Here is a 23138-nt window from a genome sequence, read left to right as displayed (position 1 = left end):
CATCTAACGCCATTGCGCTTGGACGCTTCGTGACGCATCCTTGACTCAGCGTTAGCGAACGGCACGTTTTTCGAGCGCGGAGGGGGGCTCGATGGCGTGGCCCGAGTGACGCACATGTGGGGGGACCGCACGCCGGTCCCCCCACCTTGTCTTCTCCGCCTTCTCCGGAGCCGCCTCGGGGGCCGACTCCGGAGTCGGCCCCTCCATGGGCGGGCTCCCGCCCAGGTCGAGGCCCGTACGCGCCACCGGGCCCGGAGGGAACCCCGGAACCGCGTCCGGAGGAGCCCACTAGACTGACCTCGGGGTCTGGCGAGGGGTGCGCCAGGCAGGAGGGTTGGAAGATGGCCAAGTTCACCGAACAGGGACTCACGTTCGACGACGTGCTCCTGGTTCCCGCGTACTCGGATCTGCAGCCGGGAGAGGCCGACACGACCACGCGCCTGTCGCGGGACGTCGTGCTGCGCATCCCGCTGGTGTCCGCCGCCATGGACACCGTCACCGAGGCGCGGATGGCCGTTGCGATGGCCCGTCAGGGCGGCATCGGCATCCTCCACAGGAACCTCTCGATCGAGGAGCAGGCCGGTCAGGTCGACCTCGTCAAGCGTTCCGAGGCGGGCATGGTGACCAATCCCGTGACCTGCGCTCCCGACGACACCCTCGCCGACGTCGAGCGGCTGTGCGCCACCTACCGGATCTCCGGCGTGCCCGTCACCGACGCCGACGGCGTCCTGGTCGGCATCGTGACCAACCGCGACATGCGATTCGAGACCGACCAGGCCAGGCCGGTCCGCGAGGTCATGACCCGCATGCCGCTCGTGACCGCCCCGGCGGGCGTCTCCCGCGACGAGGCCTTCCGGCTGCTCCGCCAGAACAAGGTGGAGAAGCTGCCGATCGTGGACGAGGCCGGCCGCCTGCAGGGCCTGATCACGGTCAAGGACTTCACCAAGAGCGAGCAGTATCCGCTGGCCACCAAGGACGCGAGCGGGCGCCTGATGGTCGGCGCCGCGATCGGCGTCGGCAACGACGCCGAGCTCCGCGCCAAGGCGCTGGTCGAGGCCGGGGTCGACGTGGTGGTCGTGGACGTGGCCCACGGCCATTCCAAGGGCCTGGCCGAGATGATCGCCACGATCAAGACCAACAGCAAGGTGCAGGTCATCGGCGGCAACATCGCCACCAGGGCCGGCGCGCAGATGCTGGTCGACGCGGGCGCCGACGCGGTCAAGGTGGGTGTCGGGCCGGGCTCGATCTGCACCACCAGGGTCGTGGCGGGTGTGGGCGCACCGCAGCTCACCGCGATCTACGAGGCCGCCCTGGCCTGCGCGCCCGCGAACATCCCGGTCATCGGGGACGGCGGCCTGCAGTACTCGGGGGACATCGCCAAGGCGCTCGCCGCCGGCGCGGACACGGTCATGCTCGGCTCGCTGCTCGCGGGATGCGAGGAGTCGCCCGGCGAGCTGATCTTCATCAACGGCAAGCAGTTCAAGTCCTACCGGGGCATGGGCTCGCTCGGCGCGGTGCGCAACCGCGAGCGGGGCGGCGCCTCCTTCAGCAAGGACCGCTACGCGCAGGCCGACGTCTCCAGCGAGGACAAGTACATCCCCGAGGGCATCGAGGGCCAGGTGCCCTACCGCGGGCCCGTCGCCGCCGTGGCCCACCAACTGGTCGGCGGCCTGCGCCAGGGCATGTGGTACACCGGCTCCCGCACGGTCGCCGAGATGCACGAGAAGGCCCAGCTCATGCCCATCACGGCGGCGGGCCTCAAGGAGAGCCACCCGCACGACATCCAGATGACGGTCGAGTCGCCGAACTACCACCGCCACTAGGGAGACCGCCTCCCCAGGGGAGGCGACCGGCACGGTACGGCTCGCGCGCCCGGCGGGAGCCGTACGCACATGAATGGGAAAGAGCAGGCGAGATGACTCAGGTGGAGATCGGGCGCGGCAAGAGCGGCCGTCGCGCGTACGCGCTGGACGAGATCGGCATCGTGCCCTCCCGGCGCACCCGTGACCCCGAGGAGGTCTCGATCTCCTGGCAGATCGACGCCTACCGGTTCGAACTGCCGCTCGTGGTGAGCCCGATGGACAGCGTCGTCTCGCCCGCGACCGCGATCGAGATCGGCCGGCTGGGCGGCCTCGCCGTCCTCGACCTCGAAGGACTGTGGACGCGGTACGACGACCCCACGTCGCTGCTGGAGGAGGTCGCCACCCTCGACCAGGAGGCCGCCACGCGGCGGCTCCAGGAGATCTACACGGCGCCGATCCAGGACGAGCTGATCGCGCGGCGCATCGCGGAGATCCGCGCGGCCGGTGTGACCACGGCGGTCCGGCTGTCGCCGCAGCGCACGGTGCAGCACCACAAGGCCGTGATCGACGCCGGCGTCGACATCTTCGTCATCCGCGGCACCACGGTCTCGGCCGAGCACGTGTCGGGGCGGGCCGAGCCGCTGAACCTCAAGCAGTTCATCTACGAGCTGGACGTGCCCGTCATCGTCGGCGGCTGCGCCACCTACACCGCCGCGCTGCACCTGATGCGGACCGGCGCGGCCGGCGTGCTGGTCGGGTTCGGCGGCGGCGCCTCGCACACCACCCGCAACGTGCTCGGCGTAGTCGTGCCGATGGCCACCGCGATCTCGGACGTGGCCGCCGCGCGCCGCGACTACATGGACGAGTCGGGCGGCCGCTACGTGCACGTCATCGCCGACGGAGGCATGGGCGGCTCAGGGGACATCGCCAAGGCGATCGCCTGCGGCGCCGACGCCGTCATGGTCGGCTCGCCTCTGGCGCGGGCCGCCGAGGCCCCCGGCCGCGGCTTCCACTGGGGGTCGGAGGCGCACCACCCGGACCTGCCGCGGGGCAGGCGGGTCGAGTTCGGCACGATCGGGACGCTGGAGCAGATCCTGCACGGACCGTCCACCGTGGCCGACGGCTCGATGAACCTCATGGGCGCGCTGCGCCGCACGATGGCGACCGCGGGCTACTCCGACCTCAAGGAGTTCCAGCGCGTCGAGGTCGTCGTCGCCCCTCCGCAGCCCTGATCACCGGGAGCGGATCCCGCGTGATCGGGTGATCACGCGGGTTCCCGCACCCAGACGCCGCGCCGCATGACGCCGTCGAGGCGCAGATCCTCGTCGAGGACGACGAGGTCGGCGTACTTGCCGAGGGAGATCGAGCCGATCTCGTCCTGGAGGCCGAGCACCCGGGCCGGGGTCAGCGAGGCCATCGCGGACGCGTCCACGAGAGAGGCCCCCATCTCGCGCACCGTGCGGCGGAACGCCACGTCCATGGTCAGCGTGCTTCCGGCGATCGTGCCGTTCTCGGACAGGCGGGCCACGCCGTCCTCGACGTCGACGGTCATCGGGCCGAGCGGGTAGCGGCCGTCGCCCATGCCGGCCGCCGCCATCGCGTCGGTGATCAGCGCCGTCCGGGCGGGTCCCGACTCGTGCGCGGCGAGACGCAACATCGCGGGGTGGACGTGGACTCCGTCGTTGATGAGCTCCACGGTGACCCGATCGTCCTGGAGGAGCGCCGCGATCGGGCCGGGGTCGCGGTGGCTCAGCGGCGGCATCGCGTTGTACAGGTGGGTGGCGACGCTGCCGCCCGCCTCGATTCCCGCGATCGTCTGCTCGTAGGTGGCGTCGCTGTGGCCGAGCGCGGCGATCACCCCCTCGGCGGCGGCGTCCCTGATGACGTCGAGCGCGTTGGGCAGTTCCGCCGCGATGGTCAGCATGCGGACGTGGCCGCGCCCGGCCCGCATCAGTTCGCGGAACTCCGCCCGGTCGGGCTCGCGCAGCAGCGCGGGGTCGTGCGCGCCGCAGCGGGCCTTCGAGATGTACGGGCCCTCGAAGTGGATGCCGGCGATGAGCCCCTGCTCGCAGAGGTCGGCCAGGGCGGACGCCGTCCGGGCCAGCGTGGCTGGCGCCGCGGTGACCAGGCTGGCGAGCGTGGTCGTGGTGCCGTGCCCGAGGTGGAAGGCGGCCACCTGGGCCGCCTTGTCCACATCGCCGTCCGGGTAGGAGCTCCCGGCGCCGCCGTGGGTGTGGATGTCCACGAAGCCGGGGACGACCGTCCGGCCGCCCAGCGACCGGCCGTTGCCCGGCGCCTGACCACGGCCGACGTGCGTGATCTTGCCGTCCTCGATGGTCAGCCAGCCGTCGTGGACCCCTTCCGGCGTCACGAGGCGAACATCAGAGACAGTGAGGCTCATGCGCCCATCTTTCCGCCCGGGGGCCGGGATCGCCGAATGGGGGAGGTCGAACGGCTCGTTTATAGCAAAAAAGCGGCATCTTTCCCGGGGTTCACGCCTGTTCTCCCCCCGTCAACCGCACTGATGAAGATCATTTGCCGGGCGGGGATGGAAGTAGGATTTGCTGGTCAGGACCTACGGGTAGGAAAACGTCCGCACAGGCGAAAGCCGTACAGAGGGAGCCTTATGACCGCGCGGATGGGCACCGCGGCGCTCGGCCCCGCAGAGCGTTCCGCCGCCCTTGACCGGATGGCATCGCAGGAACTCGACGTGGTCGTGATCGGCGGCGGCGTCGTCGGCGCCGGCGTCGCCCTCGACGCCGTGACGAGAGGCCTGTCCGTCGGCCTCGTCGAGGCGCGGGACTTCGCCTCCGGGACGTCCTCGCGCTCGTCCAAGCTGATCCATGGGGGGCTGCGCTACCTGGAGCAGTTCAACTTCGACCTGGTGCGGGAGGCGCTGCGGGAGCGGTCGCTGCTGCTCCAGCGGATCGCTCCGCACCTGGTCAGGCCGGTGCCCTTCCTCTTCCCCCTGACCCATCCCGGCTGGGAGCGGCCGTACGTGGGGGCCGGGCTCGTGCTCTACGACACGCTTGGCCTGTCCTTCGGCTACAGCCGGGGCATGCCGGGCCACCGGCACCTGTCGCGGCGGCGGGCGCTGCGCATCGCGCCCGCCCTCAAACGGTCGGCCTTCACCGGCGCCGTGCAGTACTGGGACGCCGGAGTCGACGACGCCCGATACGTGATGACCATGCTCAGGACGGCCGCGACGTACGGGGCCGATGTGGCGTCGCGTGCCCAGGCCGTCGGCTTCCTGCGCGAGGGCGAGCGGGTCACCGGTGTCCGCGTGCGCGACCTGGAGAGCGGGACCGAGTTCGACGTCCGGGCCCGCCAGGTCGTCAACGCCACGGGGGTCTGGACCGACGACATCCAGGAACTCGTGGGCGGGCGCGGCCAGATCCACGTCAAGGCGTCCAAGGGCATCCACCTCGTGGTGCCGCGCGACCGCATCCACTCCCTGACGGGGATCATCATGCGCACCGAGAAGTCGGTGCTGTTCGTGATCCCCTGGGGCAGGCACTGGATCATCGGCACCACCGACACGGAGTGGACGCTCGACAAGGTCCATCCCGCCGCCTCACGCATGGACATCGACTATCTGCTCGACCACGTCAACTCCGTCCTCGCGGTGCCGTTGACCAGGGACGACGTCGAGGGCGTCTACGCCGGGCTGCGGCCGCTGCTCGCGGGGGAGTCGGAGGAGACCTCCAAACTCTCCCGGGAGCACGTGGTGGCCCACCCCGTCCCCGGCCTCGTCATGGTGGCCGGCGGCAAGTTCACGACGTACCGGGTGATGGCCGCCGACGCGGTCGACGCCGTCGCACACGGCCTCGACCGGCGCGTGCCCCCGTCCTGCACCGACCAGGTCCCGCTGGCGGGGGCGGAGGGCTACCGGGCGTTGTGGAACTCCCGTCACCGGCTCGCCCGCTCGTCCGGACTGCACGTCGCGCGGATCGAGCACCTGCTCCAGCGGTACGGCTCCATGATCGACGAGGTGCTCGAGCTGATCGAAAGGGACCCCTCGCTGGGGCGCCCGCTCTCGGGCGCCGACGACTACCTGCGCGCGGAGATCGTCCACGCGGCCACCCACGAGGGCGCCCGCCATCTCAACGACGCGCTGACCCGGCGGACCCGTATCTCGATCGAGACCTTCCACCGCGGCTCCGCCGTCGCGCAGGAGGCGGCGGAGCTCATGGCCCGGCCGCTCGGCTGGGACACCGAGCAGGTCAAGCGCGAGGTGGAGTACTTCACCAAGAGGGTCGAGGCCGAGCGGGCCTCACAGGAGCAGGACACCGACCGGGAGGCCGACGCGATCCGTCTCGGTGCACCCGAGATCGTTCCGGTCGCCCTCCCGGAGGGTCACGGCGTCTGACGCCGGATCACACGAAGGGGATCCAGGCCCGGTCGGCGAGGCTCGTCGCGTCGCTGACCTTGAGGCCGCCGTCGGAGACCGTCCAGATGGCGTCCCCGATGACGACGCAGCGGCGGATGCCGTTGTCGACCGGGGCGAACGAGCCGTCGCCCTTGTTCTTGCTCGGATGGCTGATCATGCCGACCTTGTCGATCCCGCCGTCGCCGACCTTGAGAACGAGGGCGGAGCTGCCCTGGACGAAGTCGCCCGTCCAGCTCTGGAGGGGCAACATCGCCAGGCCCGACTGCGGCCAGTAGACGAAGGCGTGGGGGTCCCACTCGGCCTCGGAGCCCGACTTCTCCTGGAGGAACCGGGAGACGATCTTCGGGCTGGCCGGGTCGCTCACGTCGAACAGGGAGATCTGCGTGCCGAGCGTCTGGCCCGACTCGGTGGCCTCCTGGCCGACGCCGAGCAGGCGCCCCTCCCCGCCGGGGTGCAGGTAGGAGGAGTAGCCGGAGATCTTCAGCTCGCCGGTGACCTTGGGGTCGGCCGGGTTGCGCAGGTCCAGGGCGTAGAGCGGGTCGGTCTGCTTGAACGTGACCACGTAGCCGACGTCGCCGATGAAGCGGACGGAGTAGATGCGCTCGCCCTTGCCGAGCCCCGTCACCGAGCCCACCGGGGACAGGCTCGTCGCGTCGAGGACGTAGACGCCGCTCTCGCTCGACTCGCGGTTCCCGCCGAACGTCTCCGAGTTGGACGTCGTGGCCACCCGGAGGTTGCCCTTGCTCTCCGACAAGGAGTACTGGTTGAGCAGCCGTCCGGGCACCGAGCCCGAGTCGACGTAGCGGGGGGAGCCCGCTGCGGTGATGTCGAACCGGTGCACCTCGGTCCGCTCGGGAGGCGTCGTCGGCGTGGGAGACGGCTTGCGCGGCCTGTCCGTCGCCCGGGGAGTCGGCATCGGCATGTCATCGATGATCATCGGCCGCGTCCACCAGCGGGGGTTGCTGGTGACGTAGAGGCTGGTCGCCGTGCCGTACACGGTGTCGCCGTCGGCGGCCACGCTGATCGGCGAGTCGGGGGAGAAGGTCTGGTCGGCGGCCAGGTCGATCGTGTGGACGGTCAGCATCGAGGTCCCGGTGTACTCGGCCGGGTGGCTGATCTGCTCGCACTTCACCGCGTCGGTACGGGTGACCCCGTCGGACTCGATCTGGAAGGACGGCAGCCAGGCGTTGACCGGTGCGGCCAGCACGGCCTCGCGGTTGCGCTCGAGCATCCTGGACTCGGACATGTCGGGCTTGGGGGGCGGGAGCGTGATGTTCGGCTGGGACCGGACGACGAGCCGCACGGTCGATCCGACCTGCCGGGCGTCGACGTGCGCGCCGTCGGCGGTCATCGTGGCCACCACCTTCGGCGGGCCGGACAGGTCGACGAGCATGTACGTGGTCCCCGACGGCCCCGGCCGCACCTTGGCCACCGCGCCCAGCGGGATCATCCCGCCCATGCCCTCGAACAGGACCAGCGCGCGATTTCCGGAGATCAGCAGGTCGGCCTGCGCCCAGGACTGCTCCTTGGGGACGAGGCGCAGGGTGCCGGTCACCCGGCGGCTGTCGATGTCGACGACGCGGAGCACGCCCTGGCTGACCGTGAAGATCCGCTGCCCGTCGGTCTTGACCAGGTCGGGCTCGTCGACTCCCGCCTCGTGGACGTTGGTCGTCGAGTACGACTGGTCCGGGGCGGCCCCCTTGGCGGCCGCCGTCGCCGGGAGGGCGGCGTCCTCCGCCAGCCCGTAGAACCCGGGGCCGCCGACGCCCCAGGGGGTCACGTTCTCAGCGGTCTTGCGCCGGATGTCGCTCAGCATGTCGTCGCAGCTCGTGTACGAGACGAGGGAGACCTTGTCGGTCAGGTCGACCCGCGGCGGAGCCTGAGCCGCGCGCCCCTCCGTGCACGCCGTGGCGAGAAGCCCGGCCAGGGCGATGGCGCCCGCCGTGCGAATCGATGTCCTCATGCCCCTAGGACGTATCGCGGCGGGCTTCGGTTCGAGCGCTCCTTCGGGGGCGCCTGAAGGTCGCTTTACCAATCAGTAGCTTTAGGGAGGTCTCCGGAATATTCTTCCGCCATGGCCGCCACGATTCGGACGCTCGACAGCGCCATGGTCGATCGAGTCCTCGCGCACGTCACCTCTGAGGGCAAGACCCGGCAGATCGCCGTCCCGTTCACCGGTGAGCCGCTCGCCGACGTCCCGATCTCCTCAGCCGGCGACGTCAGGACCGCGTACGCCAAGGCCAGGGCCGCGCAGGAGGCCTGGGGCGCGCTGCCCGCCCGCGAGCGGATCAGGCCGTTCCTGCTGCTGCACGACGCGATGATCGACCGCAGGAACGAGATCCTCGACATCGTCCAGACGGAGACGGGCAAGGCCAGGCGGCACGCGTTCGAGGAGGTCCTCGACGTGGCCGGCTGCAGCCTCTACTTCGCCAGGCGCGCGCCCGGGCTGCTGGAGCCGCAGCGCCGCCGGGGCATCTTCCCGCTGGCCACCCGGGTGACCGAGCTCCGCCATCCCAAGGGCGTCGTCGCCGTGATCAGCCCGTGGAACTATCCCCTGTCGCTCGGGGTGACCGACGTGGTCCCCGCGCTGATCGCGGGCAACGCCGTCGTCCACAAGCCGGACACGCAGACCGCCCTGTCCACCCTCTGGACGATCGACCTGCTGGCCGAGCTGGGCATGCCGCGCGACATCTGGCAGGTCGTGCTCGGCGACCCCGAGGACGTGGGCGAGCCGCTGATCGACGGCGCCGACTATGTGGCGTTCACCGGGTCGACCAGGGGCGGCAGGAAGATCGCCGTGGAGGCCGCCGCCCGGCTCGTCGGCTGCTCGCTGGAGTTGGGCGGCAAGAACCCGATGATCGTGCTCGACGACGCCGACCTCGACCTGGCCGCGCAGGGCGCCATCCGGGCGTGCTTCACCAACGCGGGCCAGCTGTGCATCTCGATCGAGCGGCTCTACGTGCAGGATTCGGTCGCCGACGCGTTCCGGGACAAGTTCGTCCGCGCGGTGGAGAACATGAAGATCGCCGCGGGGTCCGACTGGGACACCCAGATGGGGTCGCTGACCCATCGGCGGCAGCTCGACGCGGTGACCGAGCACGTTGCGGACGCCGTCGCCAAGGGCGCGAAGGTCCTGACCGGCGGCCGCGCGCGGCCGGACCTCGGGCCGCTGTTCTACGAGCCGACCGTCCTCGAGGGCGTCACCGGGGACATGGCCCTGTGCCGCGACGAGACCTTCGGCCCCGTCGTGGCCCTTTACCGGTTCTCGGACGAGGACGAGGCCGTCGCTCTCGCGAACGACACGGCCTACGGGCTCAACGCCTCCGTCTGGACGCGCGACCTCGGACGGGCCGGGCGGCTCGCCGCCCGCGTCAAGGCCGGCACGGTCAACGTCAATGAGGGGTACGGCTCGGCCTACGCGTCCTACGACGCCCCGATGGGCGGCATGAAGGCCTCCGGGCTCGGCCGCCGCCACGGATCCGAGGGCCTGCTCAAGTACACCGAGGTACAGACCGTCGCCAGCCAGGCGTCGTGGCTCGGCTTCGAGCCGATGCTCGGCATGTCGTACGACAAGTACGCCGACACGCTCGCCGGCGTACTCAAGACGATGAAGCGGCTCCACCTCAAATAGGGACTGCCATGGACTACGACGTCGTCGTCATCGGGTCGGGTTTCGGCGGGAGCGTGACGGCCCTGCGCCTGACGGAGAAGGGCTACTCGGTCGGCGTGCTGGAGGCCGGCAGGCGGTTCGAGGACGGCACGCTCCCCAAGACGTCCTGGCGGGCCGGGGACTTCCTGTGGGCCCCGCGGCTCGGGCTGAAGGGCATCCAGCGGATCCACCTGCTGCGCGGCGGAAGCGGCGTCATGGTCCTCGCCGGCGCCGGGGTGGGCGGCGGGTCACTCGTGTACGCGAACACTCTCTACGAGCCGCTGGACCCCTTCTTCGACGACCCCCAGTGGAGCCACATCACGGACTGGAAGAGTGAGCTCGCTCCCTACTACGACCAGGCCAAACGGATGCTGGGGGTGACGCGGAACCCGACGGTGACGCCCGCCGACGAGGTCATGCGGAAGGTCGCCGAGCGGATGGGCGTCGGCGACACCTTCCACCTCGCTCCCGTCGGGGTTTTCTTCGGGGCCCCCGGCGTCGAGGTCGACGATCCGTACTTCGGCGGCGTGGGGCCGCGCAGGCGGGGATGCCTGGAGTGCGGCGAATGCATGACGGGCTGCCGGCACGGCGCGAAGAACACGCTGGTCAAGAACTACCTCCACCTGGCGGAGAGCGCGGGGGCGACGGTCCATCCCGAGACGACCGTCAGGAGCGTGCGCCCGATCGACGGCGGGTACGAGGTCACGGCCCGCAGGACCGGCTCCCCGCGCGGGACCCGCGTCTTCACCGCCAGGCAGGTCGTCTTCGCCGCCGGCACGTACGGCACGCAGCGGCTGCTCCACACCCTGAGGGCGACGACCCTGCCCGGACTCTCGCCGCGGCTCGGCGTCCTGACCAGGACGAACTCCGAGGCGCTGCTCGGCTTCGAGCGGCTCAAGGTCACGGGGGACAAGCTCAACCGCGGGGTGGCGATCACCTCGTCGATCCACCCCGACGCCGAGACGCACATCGAACCGGTCAGGTACGGAGACGGCTCCAACGCGATGGGCATGCTCCGCACGCTGCTCGTGGACGGCGGGGGCAGGGCGCCCCGCTGGCTGAAGTTCCTCGGCGCGGCCCTGCGCCGGCCGCACCTGGTGCCCCGGTTGTTCAACCACCGGAGATGGTCGGAACGGGCCGTCATCGCCCTCGTCATGCAGGCCAAGAACAACTCGGTCACGGTCTCGCTCCGTGGCCGGCGGCTGCGGGCCGACCCCGGCCACGGCGAGCCCAATCCCACCTGGATCCCCGCGGGGCACCGGGCCGCACGGCTGGCCGCGGAGGAGATCGGCGGCATGCCGGGCGGATCCTGGCTCGACCTGTTCGACATCCCGGCCACGGCGCACTTCCTCGGCGGCTGCGCGATCGGCGACTCCCCGGAGACCGGGGTGATCGACGCCTACCACCGGGTCTACGGGTACGAGGGCCTGCACATCGTCGACGGGTCGGCGATCTCCGCCAACCTGGGCGTCAATCCCTCGCTCACCATCACCGCGCAGGCGGAACGGGCCATGGCGCTGTGGCCGAACAAGGGCGAGGCCGATCCTCGCCCGGCGGCGGGATCGGCCTACGCGAGGGTCTCGCCGGTCGCGCCGCTCCATCCGGTGGTGCCGGCGTCGGCCCCGGGAGCGCTCCGGCTGCCGATCGTGGGGATCACCTAGGACCCCCTCAGGAGGCCCGGGCGACGACGATCGCGGGCGACGAAGTGTCATTTGGGGCGCGTAGGGGTCGGTTGCGGGCCCGGGACCGTGTGGAGGGTGGGCGGCGGAACCGCGCCGATAGACTGATGACACCGCTCGTTTCCTTTGGGGGTCCTTCCGGTGTCTGAGTTCGACACGGTCCTGGTGGTCGACTTCGGCGCGCAGTACGCGCAGCTGATCGCCCGCCGGGTACGTGAATGCCACGTCTACTCCGAGATCGTCCCGTCGACGATGCCGGTGGCGGAGATGCTGGCCAGGAAGCCCAAGGCGATCATCCTGTCGGGCGGCCCCTCGTCCGTGTACGCCGAGGGCGCCCCTCCGGTCCCCGAGGGACTGTTCACGACGGGCGTCCCGACCTTCGGCATCTGCTACGGCTTCCAGGCGATGGCGCAGGCGCTGGGCGGGACCGTCAACAGGACGGGGCTCGCGGAGTTCGGCGGCACCTCGCTGCAGGTGCTGGGCGACGGCGTGCTGTTCGCCGGTCTGCCGTCCACGCAGTCGGTCTGGATGTCCCATGGCGACTCCGTGGCGGGGGCGCCGGCCGGGTTCGCCGTCACCGCGTCCACCGAGGCCACGCCGGTCGCCGCGATCGAGGACCCCGAGCGGGGCCTGTACGGCGTGCAGTTCCACCCCGAGGTCCTCCACAGCGCCCACGGCCAGGCCGTCCTCAAGCACTTCCTCGAGGCGGCCGGGTGCCGTCCGTCGTGGACCATGCTCAACATCGTCGAGGACGCGGTCGCGGCGGTGCGTGAGCAGGTCGGCGACGGCAGGGCGATCTGCGCGCTGTCGGGCGGCGTGGACTCCGCCGTGGCGGCCGCCATCGTCCAGCGCGCCATCGGCGACCGTCTCACCTGCGTCTTCGTCGACCACGGCCTGCTCCGCAAGGGCGAGGCCGAGCAGGTCGAGCGTGACTTCGTGGCCGCGACCGGGGTGAAGCTCCGGGTGGTGGACGCCGCCGAGCGGTTCCTCAAGGCCCTGTCCGGGGTGGTCGACCCCGAGGAGAAGCGGAAGATCATCGGCCGGGAGTTCATCCGCGTCTTCGAGGACGAGCAGCGGGCCATCCTGGCGGACGGCCCCGCGGACTTCCTGGTCCAGGGCACGCTGTACCCCGACGTGGTCGAGTCCGGCGGCGGCACCGGCACCGCGAACATCAAGTCCCACCACAACGTGGGCGGCCTGCCCGACGACCTGCGGTTCCAGCTGGTCGAGCCGTTGCGGACGCTGTTCAAGGACGAGGTCCGGCGGGCCGGCGAGGAGCTCGGCCTGCCCTCGGCGATGGTCTGGCGGCAGCCGTTCCCCGGCCCCGGGCTCGGCATCCGGATCATCGGCGAGGTGACCGCCGAGCGGCTCGACATCCTCCGCGAGGCCGACGCCATCGCACGCGAGGAGTTGTCCCGTGCGGAGCTCGACCGCGACATCTGGCAGTGCCCGGTCGTCCTGCTGGCCGACGTCCGCTCGGTCGGCGTACAGGGCGACGGCCGCACCTACGGTCACCCCGTCGTCCTGCGGCCCGTCACCTCGGAGGACGCGATGACGGCCGACTGGGCCCGCGTGCCGTACGAAGTGTTGTCCCGCATCTCGACCCGGATCACCAACGAGGTTCGCGAGATCAACCGGGTGGTCGTCGACGTCACGAGCAAGCCCCCCGGCACGATCGAGTGGGAGTAACCCCCCGCTTTTCTAGCGTGATCATGCACGAGTTCGTGAACGTGCCGCCTGAGCTGCGCCTTCTCGTTTTGTGATCATGCACGGATTCGGGAATTCCATGGCCGGCCTGCCGCGATGCGATTCGTGATCATGCACATGTTCGGTGACGTCGGCGGGCCAGTGATCCATCGGCCTGTCGTCGGCACGTGACGACCGCTGTCACCAATTGCATGATCACGCGCATGGGGCGGGCGGCGGCGGTGTCCGGAATTGCATGATCATGGCAGGGGAGGGTGAAAAAGGCGTACATATGGGTGTGGGGCGGGCGCCAGCGGTAAGTTGAGGCTGGTGATTGCCCCACAGATCGCCGTCGCACCCGCACGCACCCAGGCCGCCCGCCTCGCCTGGCTGGACGCGTTACGCGGCATCGGGGCGATGGCCGTGGTGGCCGAGCACATGCTCCCGTGGCTCATGCCCGCGCTGCGACCGTACTGGTTCAACCTCGGCATGTACGGCGTTCTGGTGTTCTTCCTGGTCAGCGGGTACATCATCCCCGCATCTCTGGAGCACAGGGGAGACGTCAGGACCTTCTGGATCAGCCGGGTCTTCCGGCTCTACCCGCTCTATCTCGTGGTCATCGGGCTCGTGCTCGTGATGGCGATCTGGGTGCCGGTGCGCACGGAGGTCCCGCGGCACGCGTCGTCCGTGGCGGCGCATCTGTCGATGTTGCTCGACGTCGTCCACATGGGCGGAGTCGCCGATCCGATGTGGACGCTGTCATACGAGATGGTGTTCTACCTGATCGTCACCGCGCTCTTCGTGGGCGGGGCGCACCGGCGCAGCGGCCTGCTGGCCATCGCGTTCGGCGTCGTGGCGATCGGCTCCGGTCTGGTGTTGTCGGCGCCGCTGCTGCCGGGCGAATGGCCGGCCGTCGTGACCTGCGTGATCTTCATCGCCGGGCTGGCGTGCCTGATCTCGGGCCGTCACCGGACGGTGGCCGCGTACTCCCTCGGGCTGATGGCCCTGGTGCTGCTCGTGTTCTCCAGCTTCGTGCCCTGGTTCGGCGCGGCCATCCTCGCGGTGATGTTCACCGGTACGGCCATCCAGCGCTGGGAGGCGGGCACGGGGAGCCTGACACCGGTGGTGGTGTCGGCGGCCCTGGTGGCCGTCTCGCCCGTGTGGTCGATCCAGGCGGGCTGGTGGTGGGTCCAGCCGGACGTCTGGATCACGACGATGGCGCTCGCGGGTGGCACGTTCGCCCTCGGGATGGCGTTGCGCGGCCGCCCCATCCCCGGCGTGCTGACGTGGATCGGCCTGATCAGCTATTCGATCTACCTGCTCCACCATCCCCTGCTGCGGGGGTTGAACTCCCTGATGGGCGATCTGCGGAGCCTGCCCGCCGCGCTCCAGTACGCCGTCAGCCTGGGATATCTGGCCGTGCTCCTCACCTTGAGCTGGCTGACGTACCGCTTCGTCGAGGCCCCGGCGCAGCGGCTCGGCAAGCGGGTCAGCCGTTCGCTGAGGTCGCCCCGGACCGCGTCCTCGGAAGGATGACCGCCCGGACCATGAACCGCCGGCCGTAAACGTTCGGCCAAGGACCACGGCACGCGGCCGCGCGTTTCGCGATGCTGTCCCGGGTCGCCGCCCTGAGACCGGCGACCGGGGTCAGGGCGATTCGAGGAGGAGGCCGGGATTGTTCCGATCCACCCCCCGATCGCGGACCTGGGGAACGAGCGTCGGATTCGGCCACTGCCCGGAATCGCTCGGCCGGGTCGCCGACGGCTTCAAGGGCCCATGGCATGACCTGGACGCGGCGGGTGCGCCGCGAGAGCCGTTCGACTGCGTGGTCGTCGCCGTGCGGACGTCGCGGGATCTGCGCGTGCTCGTCCCGGTGCGCGGGCTGCTCCCGAGCGCGGCACGGATCCGCGTCGTGCTAGCGGAGACGTCTCCGTGGGCGCCGCCGCCGACGCCCGTACCCGGCCAGTCGGGCGCCTGGGCGCGGCTCGCCGACCTCCGGATCACCCGTACGTCCACCGGCTGGCACCTCGACGTGTCGTTCACCGAACCCGTCGCGGCGGGAGAGGTGGTCGCCGCGGTGGAGCGCGGCCTTTCCGGGACGGGCCGCCGGCCGGGCCAGCCGGTGATCGGCCTCGCGGGCGATCACGCCGGCGAGTGGCGGCCGGGCGACGCCGACGCGGCGCCCGCCGACCACGCGCTCCAGACGCCGGAACGCCGGGACGCCCCCGGCTGCGACCTGCTGCTCAGCCTCGACGGTGACCGCGCCGACGTGCGTGCGGGTGGTCCCCACATGAACCTGGGTCGTGATCGCGTCGATCCCGGCGCGCTGCCGCCGGTCGACGAGGCCGTGATCAACCCCATCGGCTTCCGGCGGCACCCCACGGGCCCCGTCGCGACGCTCGGCCCCGGCCCCGCCGTCACCTGCGGATCGGACGTGCCCGTACGGCTGGGGCCGCGCGGAGAGCTGACGGACGTCGAGGTGGCCCGCCTCAGGGACGTCAGGGGCGTGGTGATCCCACCCTCCGGCGGGGAAGGGCCGGCCACGGCCAGGACCGCCGCCAGAATCGTCGCCCAACTCGCCGCCGCCGGGATCCCGGTGATCGTCCGCCCCGACGCGGAACGCGACGCTGCCCTCGGGCCCGAACTGGCCCACGCGGTCGCGGCGGTGCGTGTGGAGGACCTGGCGACCGACCTGCGGCGGGAGGAGATCGCGATCCGGCTGCGCGGGATCGCCCTGCGCACGCACGGCGCCGTTCCCCGCTGGCGAGCCGTCGCCGCGTCCGCAGGCCTGCCCGTGCCTCCCGAGCCGCTCGTGTCGGTCCTGCTCTGCACGCGCAGGCCGGAGATGCTCCCCTTCGCGATCGAGCAGATGGAACGTCAGCGCGGCGTACGGCTTGAGCTCGTCGTCGGGCTCCACGGACTGCCTGCCGGCGTGACGCCCACCACGGACCTCCCGGTCACGGTGGTCGAGGCCCCCGGCGGGCTGCCCTTCGGTGCGGTTCTCAACCGGATGGCCGCCGTGGCCTCGGGGACGTTCCTCGCCAAGGTCGACGACGACGACTGGTACGGGCCCGGCCACCTCGCCGACCTCCTGCTGGCCCAGCGCTACTCCGGCGCCGACCTGGTCGGCTCCGCTCCGGAGTTCGTCTATCTGGAACCCCTCGACGTGACGATCAGGCGGCGCGTCGGCACGGAGCGGTTCGCGCCTTTCGTGGCCGGGGGAACCATGCTGATCACCCGGGCGATGTTCGATGCGGTCGGCGGGTTCCGGCCCATCCCGCGCACCGTCGACGGGCAGCTGCTCGACGCCGTGCTGGCCGCCGGCGGGCGGATCTACCGCTCCCACGGCTTCAACTACCTGCTGCGCCGCAGAAACGCGCGTGAACACACGTGGCAGCCGCCCGTGCAGTCGTTTCTCACGTCCTACGAGGAGCAGTGGCGCGGCCTGGTCTTCAACTCCCTGATGGAGCGCGCCCCCATGCGCGGCGGGCGGGGGTGACGCCGATGGCCCACGCCCGGATCCCGCTCAACGACTACGGCGTGCTCGGCGACCCGCCTGAGCCGGGCGCGTGGACGCCGGAGCTGCCGGTCAGCGTGGTCGTCTTCACCCGCGGTCACGAGCGGACGCTGCCTCTGGCTCTGGCGGGGCTGGCGGCCCAGAGCTATCCGCGTCACCTGATGGAGATCGTCGTCGTGGACGCCGGTGACGGACCGCCGATCTCGCTTCCCGGCACCCGCGTCATCCGGCCGGAGCCGGGAACTCCGTGGACGCCTGACACGCCGGCCGGACCGTCGGACGACGGGGTCGTCCATCTGCTCGGCGCCGATCTGCTCGTCCCTCCCGGCCACGTCGAGGCGCACATGCGCTGGCACCACCTCGCGGACCACCTCGTCGTCCTGAGCCGTCCGCGGCACGTGCCCGGCGCGTACGGCGGGGCCCTCGACGCCGAGGCGCTCGCCGCCGTCGAGGCCGGATCGCTCGAGAGGTTCGCGGACCGGCACGGAGCTTCGCGGGAAGAGGGCGGGCAGATGGACCTGCGGGAGGCGGGGATGAAGGCGTTCACCGCCATGGTGGGCGCACCCGCCTCGGTGCCGGCGGCTCTGCTGCGCGCGAGCGGCGGGCTGGAGCCGGCACGGGAGTACCTCGAGCTGGGATACCGGCTTGCCCAGGCCGGGGCGGTCTTCGTGCCCGAACGGCGTGCACGGAGTGTGCACATCGGCCGGGCCGCCGCCGGGCCCGACCGGGCGTACCTGGCCGAGCGCGTGCCGTCGATGCGCCGGCTCAGGAGGCGGCTCGGGCGGACCTGCCTCGTGCCGTACGTCGAGGCCGTCGTGGCCGCGGCGGGCGAGGCCGTTCAGGACGTGAAGGCCACGGTCGACGGTCTGCTCGCGAGCGACCTGCGCGACGTCGCCGTGATCGTGGCCGGCCTGCCGCGCGGCGGAGCACAAACGATCCGGGACGCCTACGCGGACGAGTCAAGGGTGTCCTTCGCCGGGCACGTCCCCGATCCGGAACTCGCCGTCCCCTTCCGCTTCCACTGCCCGCCGGGCTGGGTGCCTTCGCGGGGCACCCTCGAATCGATCCTCGCCTTGGCCGACAGAAAGGGCCTCGGCGTGTTGTCGCTGGCACTCGACGAGCAGGAGAGCGTCGTCAGCGCCAGGCTGGAGCGCACAGCCGCCGTGAACAGGGCCCGCCGCCTCGCCCGGCCGGGGGACGCCCTGGACGATCTGGTCCACGAGACGTTCGCGACGCTCTGGGAGGCCGGGGAGACCTGGGGAATCGTCCGGCGTGAGGCCGTCGTCCCGGACCGGCCGCGGGAGCCCGGCCGGTCCGGCCGGAGGAGAGAACCGGCCCCGCGGGTCCCCACCTCCCGGCGACGCGCGCTTATCCCGCGTCTGAAGCGCACGTGAAGAGCTGGCAAAGCAAAACGGCCGTCACTATGCGTGACGGTAACGTTTCAGTTCGCTGTCGCATGCGACGCCCGGGGGGGACAATGGCAAAGCCTGAAGTGAGCGTGATCCTGCCGACGCGGGACGCGGGCGGATGGCTGCGAGACGCTCTCGACTCCATCGACGCCCAGAGGTTCCGCCACCGTGTCGAGGTGATCCTCGTCGAGGAGGACTCCGGCGGAGACCCGGCGGACGAGGTCCGCGTGCTGGGCAAGCCGATGCGGCGGGCCGAGACCGTGACCGCCGCCGTGGCAGGCGCTCAGGGCCGCCATCTCGCCTTCCTCGAGGTAGGCGACGTGTACGTGCCCGGAGGGCTGGACGGCCTGATGGAACTGGCCACCCGGCACGACGCCGACGTGGTCGTCGGTGACATGGCCCATGCGGATCCCGGCTGCGCCTGGCGCAGGGAGCTCGCACTGGGGGAGCGGGTCATCGGGTCCGTCGCCGAGGCGCCGGACATCGTCTGCGGCGGGCCCGCGTCGAACAAGCTCTTCGCGCGTGAGCTGGTGGCGACCACGCGGGCCGATCTGTCCCGTGGCGTCCCCGCCCTGCTGGCGCTCATGCTCGACGCGCGCCGCCTGGTGCTGAGCGACCAGGTCTGCTGCGGGCCGGCCAACGACCTGGACCCGGCACGCGGAAAGAACCCGGCACACGGCCGGGACCCCTTCCGTGGGCAGGATCCCCGCCTCGACGAGGACGGGATCATGGCGCGCTTGGCGGACGCCGAGCAGGTCGCCGGGCACTGTGAGGGCCGGCCGCCCGAGGTGCGGCGGGCTCTCATGCGCTGGGTGGGCGCCACGCAGCTCCGGCACGCCGAGGCCGCCGCGGCCACACTCGACGACGCCGGTCTCGCCGACTTCGCCCACCGGACGTCGATCATGTTCAAGGAGATCTCCCCGCCGGTGATGACCGAGATCCTCACCGAGGCCCTGGCGCGGCGCGGCGGCCGTCTGGACGACGGGCTGCGCGCGGTCGGTACCTGCCTTGGGGAGCCGGAGACGATACGGCGCCCGGCCGCCAGGGGACGGCTCCGCGTGCTCGCGGGCCGCGTCTACCTGGACCTGCCCGATCTCGACACGTTCGGCGACCTGCTCAGGGTCCAGCCGCTGACCGCCGTGGTGTGCAGGGTTCGCACGGCCGGCCACTCCACCCTGCTCCGGGTGGTCGGCCAGGTCCTCGCGCCCGGGCTCCTCGCCACGCAGGGAGAGGTCCGCCCCGACCTGCTGCTCGAGGTGGGCGACGCCGTCTGCCGCCGGGAGGTCCACGTGACCCGGGCCAAGCCCGGGTTCTTCTCCTGGTCCTGCGACTTGCCAGAACGCGCCCTGCCGTACGGCGAGGCGGGGCTGCGGCTGGTCGCCCGCGACCGGTTCGGCGCCGAGACCGCGGTGCCGCTGAGCGTCATGCGGGACGACCGGGTCGTCGCCGACTTCGAGGGACGCCGCGTCAGGCTGCGCGGCACCCCGGAAGGAGCCGGGCTCGTCGTCAGCAGGACGGGACCGCTGCGCTGTGCCGTGACCAGGGCGCGCGTCCTCGGAGCGGCGATGCGGGGGAACGTCCGGCGCTGATCGGCGCACCGGAAGACCGCCAGCCGACGGACGAGTTCGAAGGATTACACCTGTGCCTCGCATCAGCGTCATCGTCCCGATCTACGACGTGGAGCTCTACCTTCCCGCCTGCCTGGAGTCGGTGGCGGCACAGACCTGGGAGGACATCGACGTCGTCATGGTCGACGACGGGTCCCCCGACTCGAGCGCGGAGATCGCCGGGCGGTTCGCCGCGCGGGACGGGCGGTTCCGGCTGATCCGCCAGGCCAACCTCGGCCTGGGCGCGGCGCGCGACAGGGGGGTGCGCCACGCGACCGGCGACTTCCTCGCCTTCCTCGACAGCGACGACCTGCTCCCGCCGTACGCGCTCGAGCACATGCTGGCGAGCCTGCTGGAGTCCGGTTCCGACCTGGCCACGGGCAACGTCGGCAGGTACGACGGGCGGCGGGTGCGGCAGTCGGCGATGCACCGTGCCGTCTTCGCCGGCCCGGCGGTCACCACGCACGTGAGGCGGACCGCGGTCCTGATGAGGGACCGGCAGGTCACCAACAAGTTGTGGCGCCGGTCCTTCTGGGACGCGCACGGCTTCAGCTTTCCGCACGGCGTGCTGTACGAGGACATGCTCGTGGCGTTGCGCGGCCACGCACTCGCGGGCTCCGTCGACGTGTTGCCGACGCAGGTGTACCTGTGGCGCGAACGCGCCGCGGGCAGCCGTTCCATCACCCAGGAGAAGACCGGGGTGCGGCATCTGACCGACCGCTTCGCCGCCGTGTGGTCGGTGCGGGAGTTCCTCGAGGCCGAGGGGCTCGGCGATCACATCCCCGCGTGGGACCACGCCGTGCTCGACAGCGACCTGACGAACTTCGTCGGCGTCCTCGACCAGGCGTCGGAGGCCTACCGCGGCCGCTTCCTCGACCTCGCCGGAGAGTATCTGGCCCGTGTCCCGCCCGCCGTGCTGGACGGGCTGCCCGCCATCAAGCGGCTGGAATGGCACCTCGTCCGGCACAGGCGGACGGCCGACCTGCTGGAGGTCGTCACCTGGGACCGCCAGGCCGCGCCGGGGGAAAGGCTCGTGCGCCGGCTCGGCCGGTCCTACCTGGCCACCCCGTTGCTGGAACGGCTGCCCGCCGCGCTGTCGCGCACCGCGGACACCCTCCACCACCGGATCGACGAGATCGGCTGGCGGGACGGCAGGCTGGTCGTGGAGGGACGGGCGACGCCACGTCATCTGCGCCCGACCCGGCGGCTCCACCAGCAGGTCTTCGCGTCGCTCGTCCATGAGGAGTCCGGCCGGCGCGTCCGCGTCGGCGCGTCGGTCAGGCGCGCGAAGGTGTCCAGGGGCGGGCAGGACGGCCGCGAGGACTGGGGCGGGTTCCGCCTCACCATAGATCCGAGGCGGCTCGGCGCCGCCTCCGACGAGGGGCTGTGGCACGTCGAGATGCGGCTCCTCCATCGGGGCACAGTCGTGCGGGGGCCGCTCGCCGATCCGGGGGCGGCCCGCTCGGTTCAGGTGGGCGCCAGGCAGGCCGGGCGGGGCCGGTACGTGGTGCCGCTCTTCACGGAAGCCGGGGTCCTGGCCCTGCGCGTGAACGGCGAGCGGGCGCGGGTCGTCAGGCAGAACCTGTGGGGCGGCCGGTTGCGCCTGGAAGGGGAGATCGAGGGCTGCGGCCGGGAACCGGTGCTCCGCGTGACGCGCAGGCCCGGCGGCGTGCCGCTGCTCTATCCGATCAGGACCGACGGCCGCGTGTTCACGGCCGACATCGACCTGCGCGACATCCTGCCGACGCGCCGGACGTCAGTCACCGAGCAGGGGGTGCCGGACCGGCCCGCCGAATGGATGGTCGAGGTGCGGTCGGCCGACGGCGTGGTGACACCGGTCACCTTCGCCGAGGACCTTCCCGCCGGGCGTCACGGCCTCGCCGGGCGGGAGATCGTGGTGTTCCGCGACCACGGCGGCGGCCTCGTGCTGCGCGACCAGCCCGCGGCCGCGTTCGTGGACCTCGCGGAATGGCTCCCCGGCGGCGAACTGCTGATCGAGGGCGGCTTCGCCGAGCCGTACGAGCCGGACGCCCTCGTGGTGCGCGCGCGTGACGGCAGGCTTGAACGGACGGCGCCGGTCGAAGGGACGGGCGCCGGGTTCCGCGCGCGGCTCCTGCCGGAGGCGGTCGGCTCGCCGCTGGGCCGGCTTCCGCTGCCGCGCGGCCGGTACGGCCTGGCTCTGCGGGTCCGGGGTTCGGACAGGGACCTGCCGGTCGAGTTCGCACCCGGCTGCGCACTGGTCCACGAGACCGCCCGGCGCACCTTCACGCTCGACGGAGACCGGACCGGGCACGCGGTCCTCGCCGTGAGCGGAGATCTGTCGGGCGACGAGCGGGGCGCGCGGGCTCAGCGGACGCTGCGCAAGGAGTCCTATCCGGCGCTGCGGGAAAGGGCACTGTTGCCCGCGGTCCTGTTCGACTGCGACGACGGCACGGCGTTCTCCGACAGCCCTCGTGCCATCTATGAGGAGCTCAGGCGGCGGGGGACGGAGCTCACCGTCCTGTGGAACGTGCGCGACGGCCAGGTGGCGTTGCCCGGTGACGTGGAGGCTGTCCGGACGCACGGGCGGGAGTACTACGAGGCGCTCGCCCGCTGCCGTTACGTCGTCACCAACGACCATCTGCCGCCCTGGTTCGAGCGCCGCCCCGGTCAGACGGTCCTGCAGACCTGGCACGGGTCCCCGCTGAAGAAGATCGGCCACGACGCGGCCGTACGGCATGGGCGGCTGTCCAGGCAGGTCGCGCAGTGGAGCCACCTGCTGTCGGCCGGGCCGTGGTGGACGCCGCTGCTGCGCGAGGCCTTCGGGTTCCACGGGGAGATCGTGGAGACGGGGCTGCCGCGCAACGACGTCCTGCGGGCGCCGGGACACGAGGCGGCCGCCGCGCGCGTCAGGAGGACGCTCGGAATCCCGGACGGGTGGCGGCTCGTCCTGTACGCCCCGGAAGGGGAGGAGACGCTCGACCTCGAACGCCTCGTGGCCGCGCTCCGCGACGACCGCGTGCTGCTCGCCCGCCGTGCGGACCAGGGCGGGTCCGCGCCCCCCGGCGTGCTCGACGTGTCGGCGTTCCCCGACGACCACGAGCTCTACCTCGCCGCGGACGCGCTTGTGACGGACTGCTCGAGGGCGATGTTCGACTTCGCCGTCACGGGCCGTCCCATCCTGTTCCACGTCGACGTCCCGCCCGCCGGGCTCTACCTCGACTTCCGGGCGGAGGCGCCGGGCCCGTGGGTGAGAAGCGCCGACGAGGTCGCCGAGGCGATCCGCGACCTCGGCGAGGTCGCGGAGAAGTACGCGGGCCTGGGCGACGCGTTCGTCGCACGCCACTGCCCGCTGGACGACGGCCGGGCCGCCGCCCGGGTGGCCGACCGGCTGTTCGCCTGACGCGACGGGATCGAGAC

The 23138-nt window shown here is 71.8% G+C and carries 13 protein-coding genes; 11 read left to right on the top strand and 2 right to left on the bottom strand.

The features are described from left to right. Nucleotides 1–341 precede the first annotated feature (341 nt). Together guaB and Pka01_RS27180 are read left to right on the top strand one after the other, a co-directional pair. Nucleotides 342–1823 carry an IMP dehydrogenase gene (gene guaB, locus Pka01_RS27185; protein ID WP_203885740.1) on the top strand — a complete coding sequence of 494 codons (1482 nt, stop codon included), beginning with the start codon at nucleotides 342–344 and terminating at the stop codon, nucleotides 1821–1823. 92 nt (nucleotides 1824–1915) lie between these two features. Further along, nucleotides 1916–3034 carry a GuaB3 family IMP dehydrogenase-related protein gene (locus tag Pka01_RS27180; RefSeq protein WP_203885739.1) on the top strand — a complete coding sequence of 373 codons (1119 nt, stop codon included), beginning with the start codon at nucleotides 1916–1918 and terminating at the stop codon, nucleotides 3032–3034. Between the two features lie 32 nt (nucleotides 3035–3066). Here Pka01_RS27180 and nagA read toward each other — a convergent pair whose 3' ends face one another. Next, nucleotides 3067–4203: an N-acetylglucosamine-6-phosphate deacetylase gene (gene nagA, locus Pka01_RS27175; RefSeq protein WP_203885738.1), complete on the bottom strand. Its 1137-nt coding sequence runs from the start codon at nucleotides 4201–4203 to the stop codon at nucleotides 3067–3069. Nucleotides 4204–4428: 225 nt separating this feature from the next. Between nagA and Pka01_RS27170 the strand changes: the two genes are divergently transcribed. Beyond that, nucleotides 4429–6171, top strand: a complete 1743-nt coding sequence (locus Pka01_RS27170) for a glycerol-3-phosphate dehydrogenase/oxidase (protein ID WP_239115374.1) — start codon at nucleotides 4429–4431, stop codon at nucleotides 6169–6171. 7 nt (nucleotides 6172–6178) lie between these two features. Here Pka01_RS27170 and Pka01_RS27165 read toward each other — a convergent pair whose 3' ends face one another. Beyond that, nucleotides 6179–8155: a beta-propeller domain-containing protein gene (locus tag Pka01_RS27165; protein ID WP_203885737.1), complete on the bottom strand. Its 1977-nt coding sequence runs from the start codon at nucleotides 8153–8155 to the stop codon at nucleotides 6179–6181. A gap of 111 nt (nucleotides 8156–8266) precedes the next feature. On the opposite strand from Pka01_RS27165, the gene Pka01_RS27160 reads away from it, so the two are divergent. The 8 genes from Pka01_RS27160 (at nucleotide 8267) to Pka01_RS27125 (ending at nucleotide 23121) form a co-directional block, all read left to right on the top strand. Further along, nucleotides 8267–9823, top strand: a complete 1557-nt coding sequence (locus tag Pka01_RS27160; protein WP_203885736.1) for a succinic semialdehyde dehydrogenase — start codon at nucleotides 8267–8269, stop codon at nucleotides 9821–9823. A gap of 8 nt (nucleotides 9824–9831) precedes the next feature. Further along, the gene (locus Pka01_RS27155) at nucleotides 9832–11502 is read left to right on the top strand and encodes an FAD-dependent oxidoreductase (protein ID WP_203885735.1); all 1671 of its coding nucleotides are present in this window, start codon (nucleotides 9832–9834) and stop codon (nucleotides 11500–11502) included. Between the two features lie 144 nt (nucleotides 11503–11646). Further along, nucleotides 11647–13209: a glutamine-hydrolyzing GMP synthase gene (guaA, locus tag Pka01_RS27150; protein ID WP_203885734.1), complete on the top strand. Its 1563-nt coding sequence runs from the start codon at nucleotides 11647–11649 to the stop codon at nucleotides 13207–13209. Nucleotides 13210–13536: 327 nt separating this feature from the next. Then, nucleotides 13537–14742, top strand: a complete 1206-nt coding sequence (locus Pka01_RS27145) for an acyltransferase family protein (protein WP_239115361.1) — start codon at nucleotides 13537–13539, stop codon at nucleotides 14740–14742. A gap of 139 nt (nucleotides 14743–14881) precedes the next feature. After that, entirely contained in the window at nucleotides 14882–16705 is a 1824-nt protein-coding gene (locus tag Pka01_RS27140) for a glycosyltransferase family 2 protein (protein ID WP_203885732.1), read from the top strand. Between the two features lie 5 nt (nucleotides 16706–16710). Further along, nucleotides 16711–18117 (top strand): hypothetical protein, encoded by a 1407-nt coding sequence (locus Pka01_RS27135; protein ID WP_203885731.1) that lies wholly within the window; start codon nucleotides 16711–16713, stop codon nucleotides 18115–18117. Between the two features lie 83 nt (nucleotides 18118–18200). After that, on the top strand, nucleotides 18201–19721 hold the full coding sequence (locus Pka01_RS27130; RefSeq protein ID WP_203885730.1) for a glycosyltransferase family protein: 1521 nt from the start codon (nucleotides 18201–18203) through the stop codon (nucleotides 19719–19721). Between the two features lie 52 nt (nucleotides 19722–19773). Further along, nucleotides 19774–23121, top strand: coding sequence for a bifunctional glycosyltransferase/CDP-glycerol:glycerophosphate glycerophosphotransferase (locus Pka01_RS27125; protein ID WP_203885729.1), 3348 nt, complete (start codon nucleotides 19774–19776; stop codon nucleotides 23119–23121). Nucleotides 23122–23138: the final 17 nt, after the last annotated feature.

This window comes from Planotetraspora kaengkrachanensis (assembly GCF_016862895.1).
Taxonomy (GTDB): domain Bacteria; phylum Actinomycetota; class Actinomycetes; order Streptosporangiales; family Streptosporangiaceae; genus Planotetraspora; species Planotetraspora kaengkrachanensis.
This window is presented reverse-complemented; position numbering and strand designations above follow the sequence as displayed.

What these genes read in the sequence shown, in the direction of transcription:
- guaB (WP_203885740.1), top strand. Translation starts at nt 342, where the DNA reads ATGGCCAAGTTCACCGAACAGGGACTCACGTTCGACGACGTGCTCCTG.
- Pka01_RS27130 (WP_203885730.1), top strand. Translation starts at nt 18,201, where the DNA reads ATGGCAAAGCCTGAAGTGAGCGTGATCCTGCCGACGCGGGACGCGGGC.
- Pka01_RS27155 (WP_203885735.1), top strand. Translation starts at nt 9,832, where the DNA reads ATGGACTACGACGTCGTCGTCATCGGGTCGGGTTTCGGCGGGAGCGTG.
- Pka01_RS27180 (WP_203885739.1), top strand. Translation starts at nt 1,916, where the DNA reads ATGACTCAGGTGGAGATCGGGCGCGGCAAGAGCGGCCGTCGCGCGTAC.
- Pka01_RS27165 (WP_203885737.1), bottom strand. Translation starts at nt 8,155, where the DNA reads ATGAGGACATCGATTCGCACGGCGGGCGCCATCGCCCTGGCCGGGCTT.
- Pka01_RS27170 (WP_239115374.1), top strand. Translation starts at nt 4,429, where the DNA reads ATGACCGCGCGGATGGGCACCGCGGCGCTCGGCCCCGCAGAGCGTTCC.
- Pka01_RS27160 (WP_203885736.1), top strand. Translation starts at nt 8,267, where the DNA reads ATGGCCGCCACGATTCGGACGCTCGACAGCGCCATGGTCGATCGAGTC.
- nagA (WP_203885738.1), bottom strand. Translation starts at nt 4,203, where the DNA reads ATGAGCCTCACTGTCTCTGATGTTCGCCTCGTGACGCCGGAAGGGGTC.
- Pka01_RS27135 (WP_203885731.1), top strand. Translation starts at nt 16,711, where the DNA reads ATGGCCCACGCCCGGATCCCGCTCAACGACTACGGCGTGCTCGGCGAC.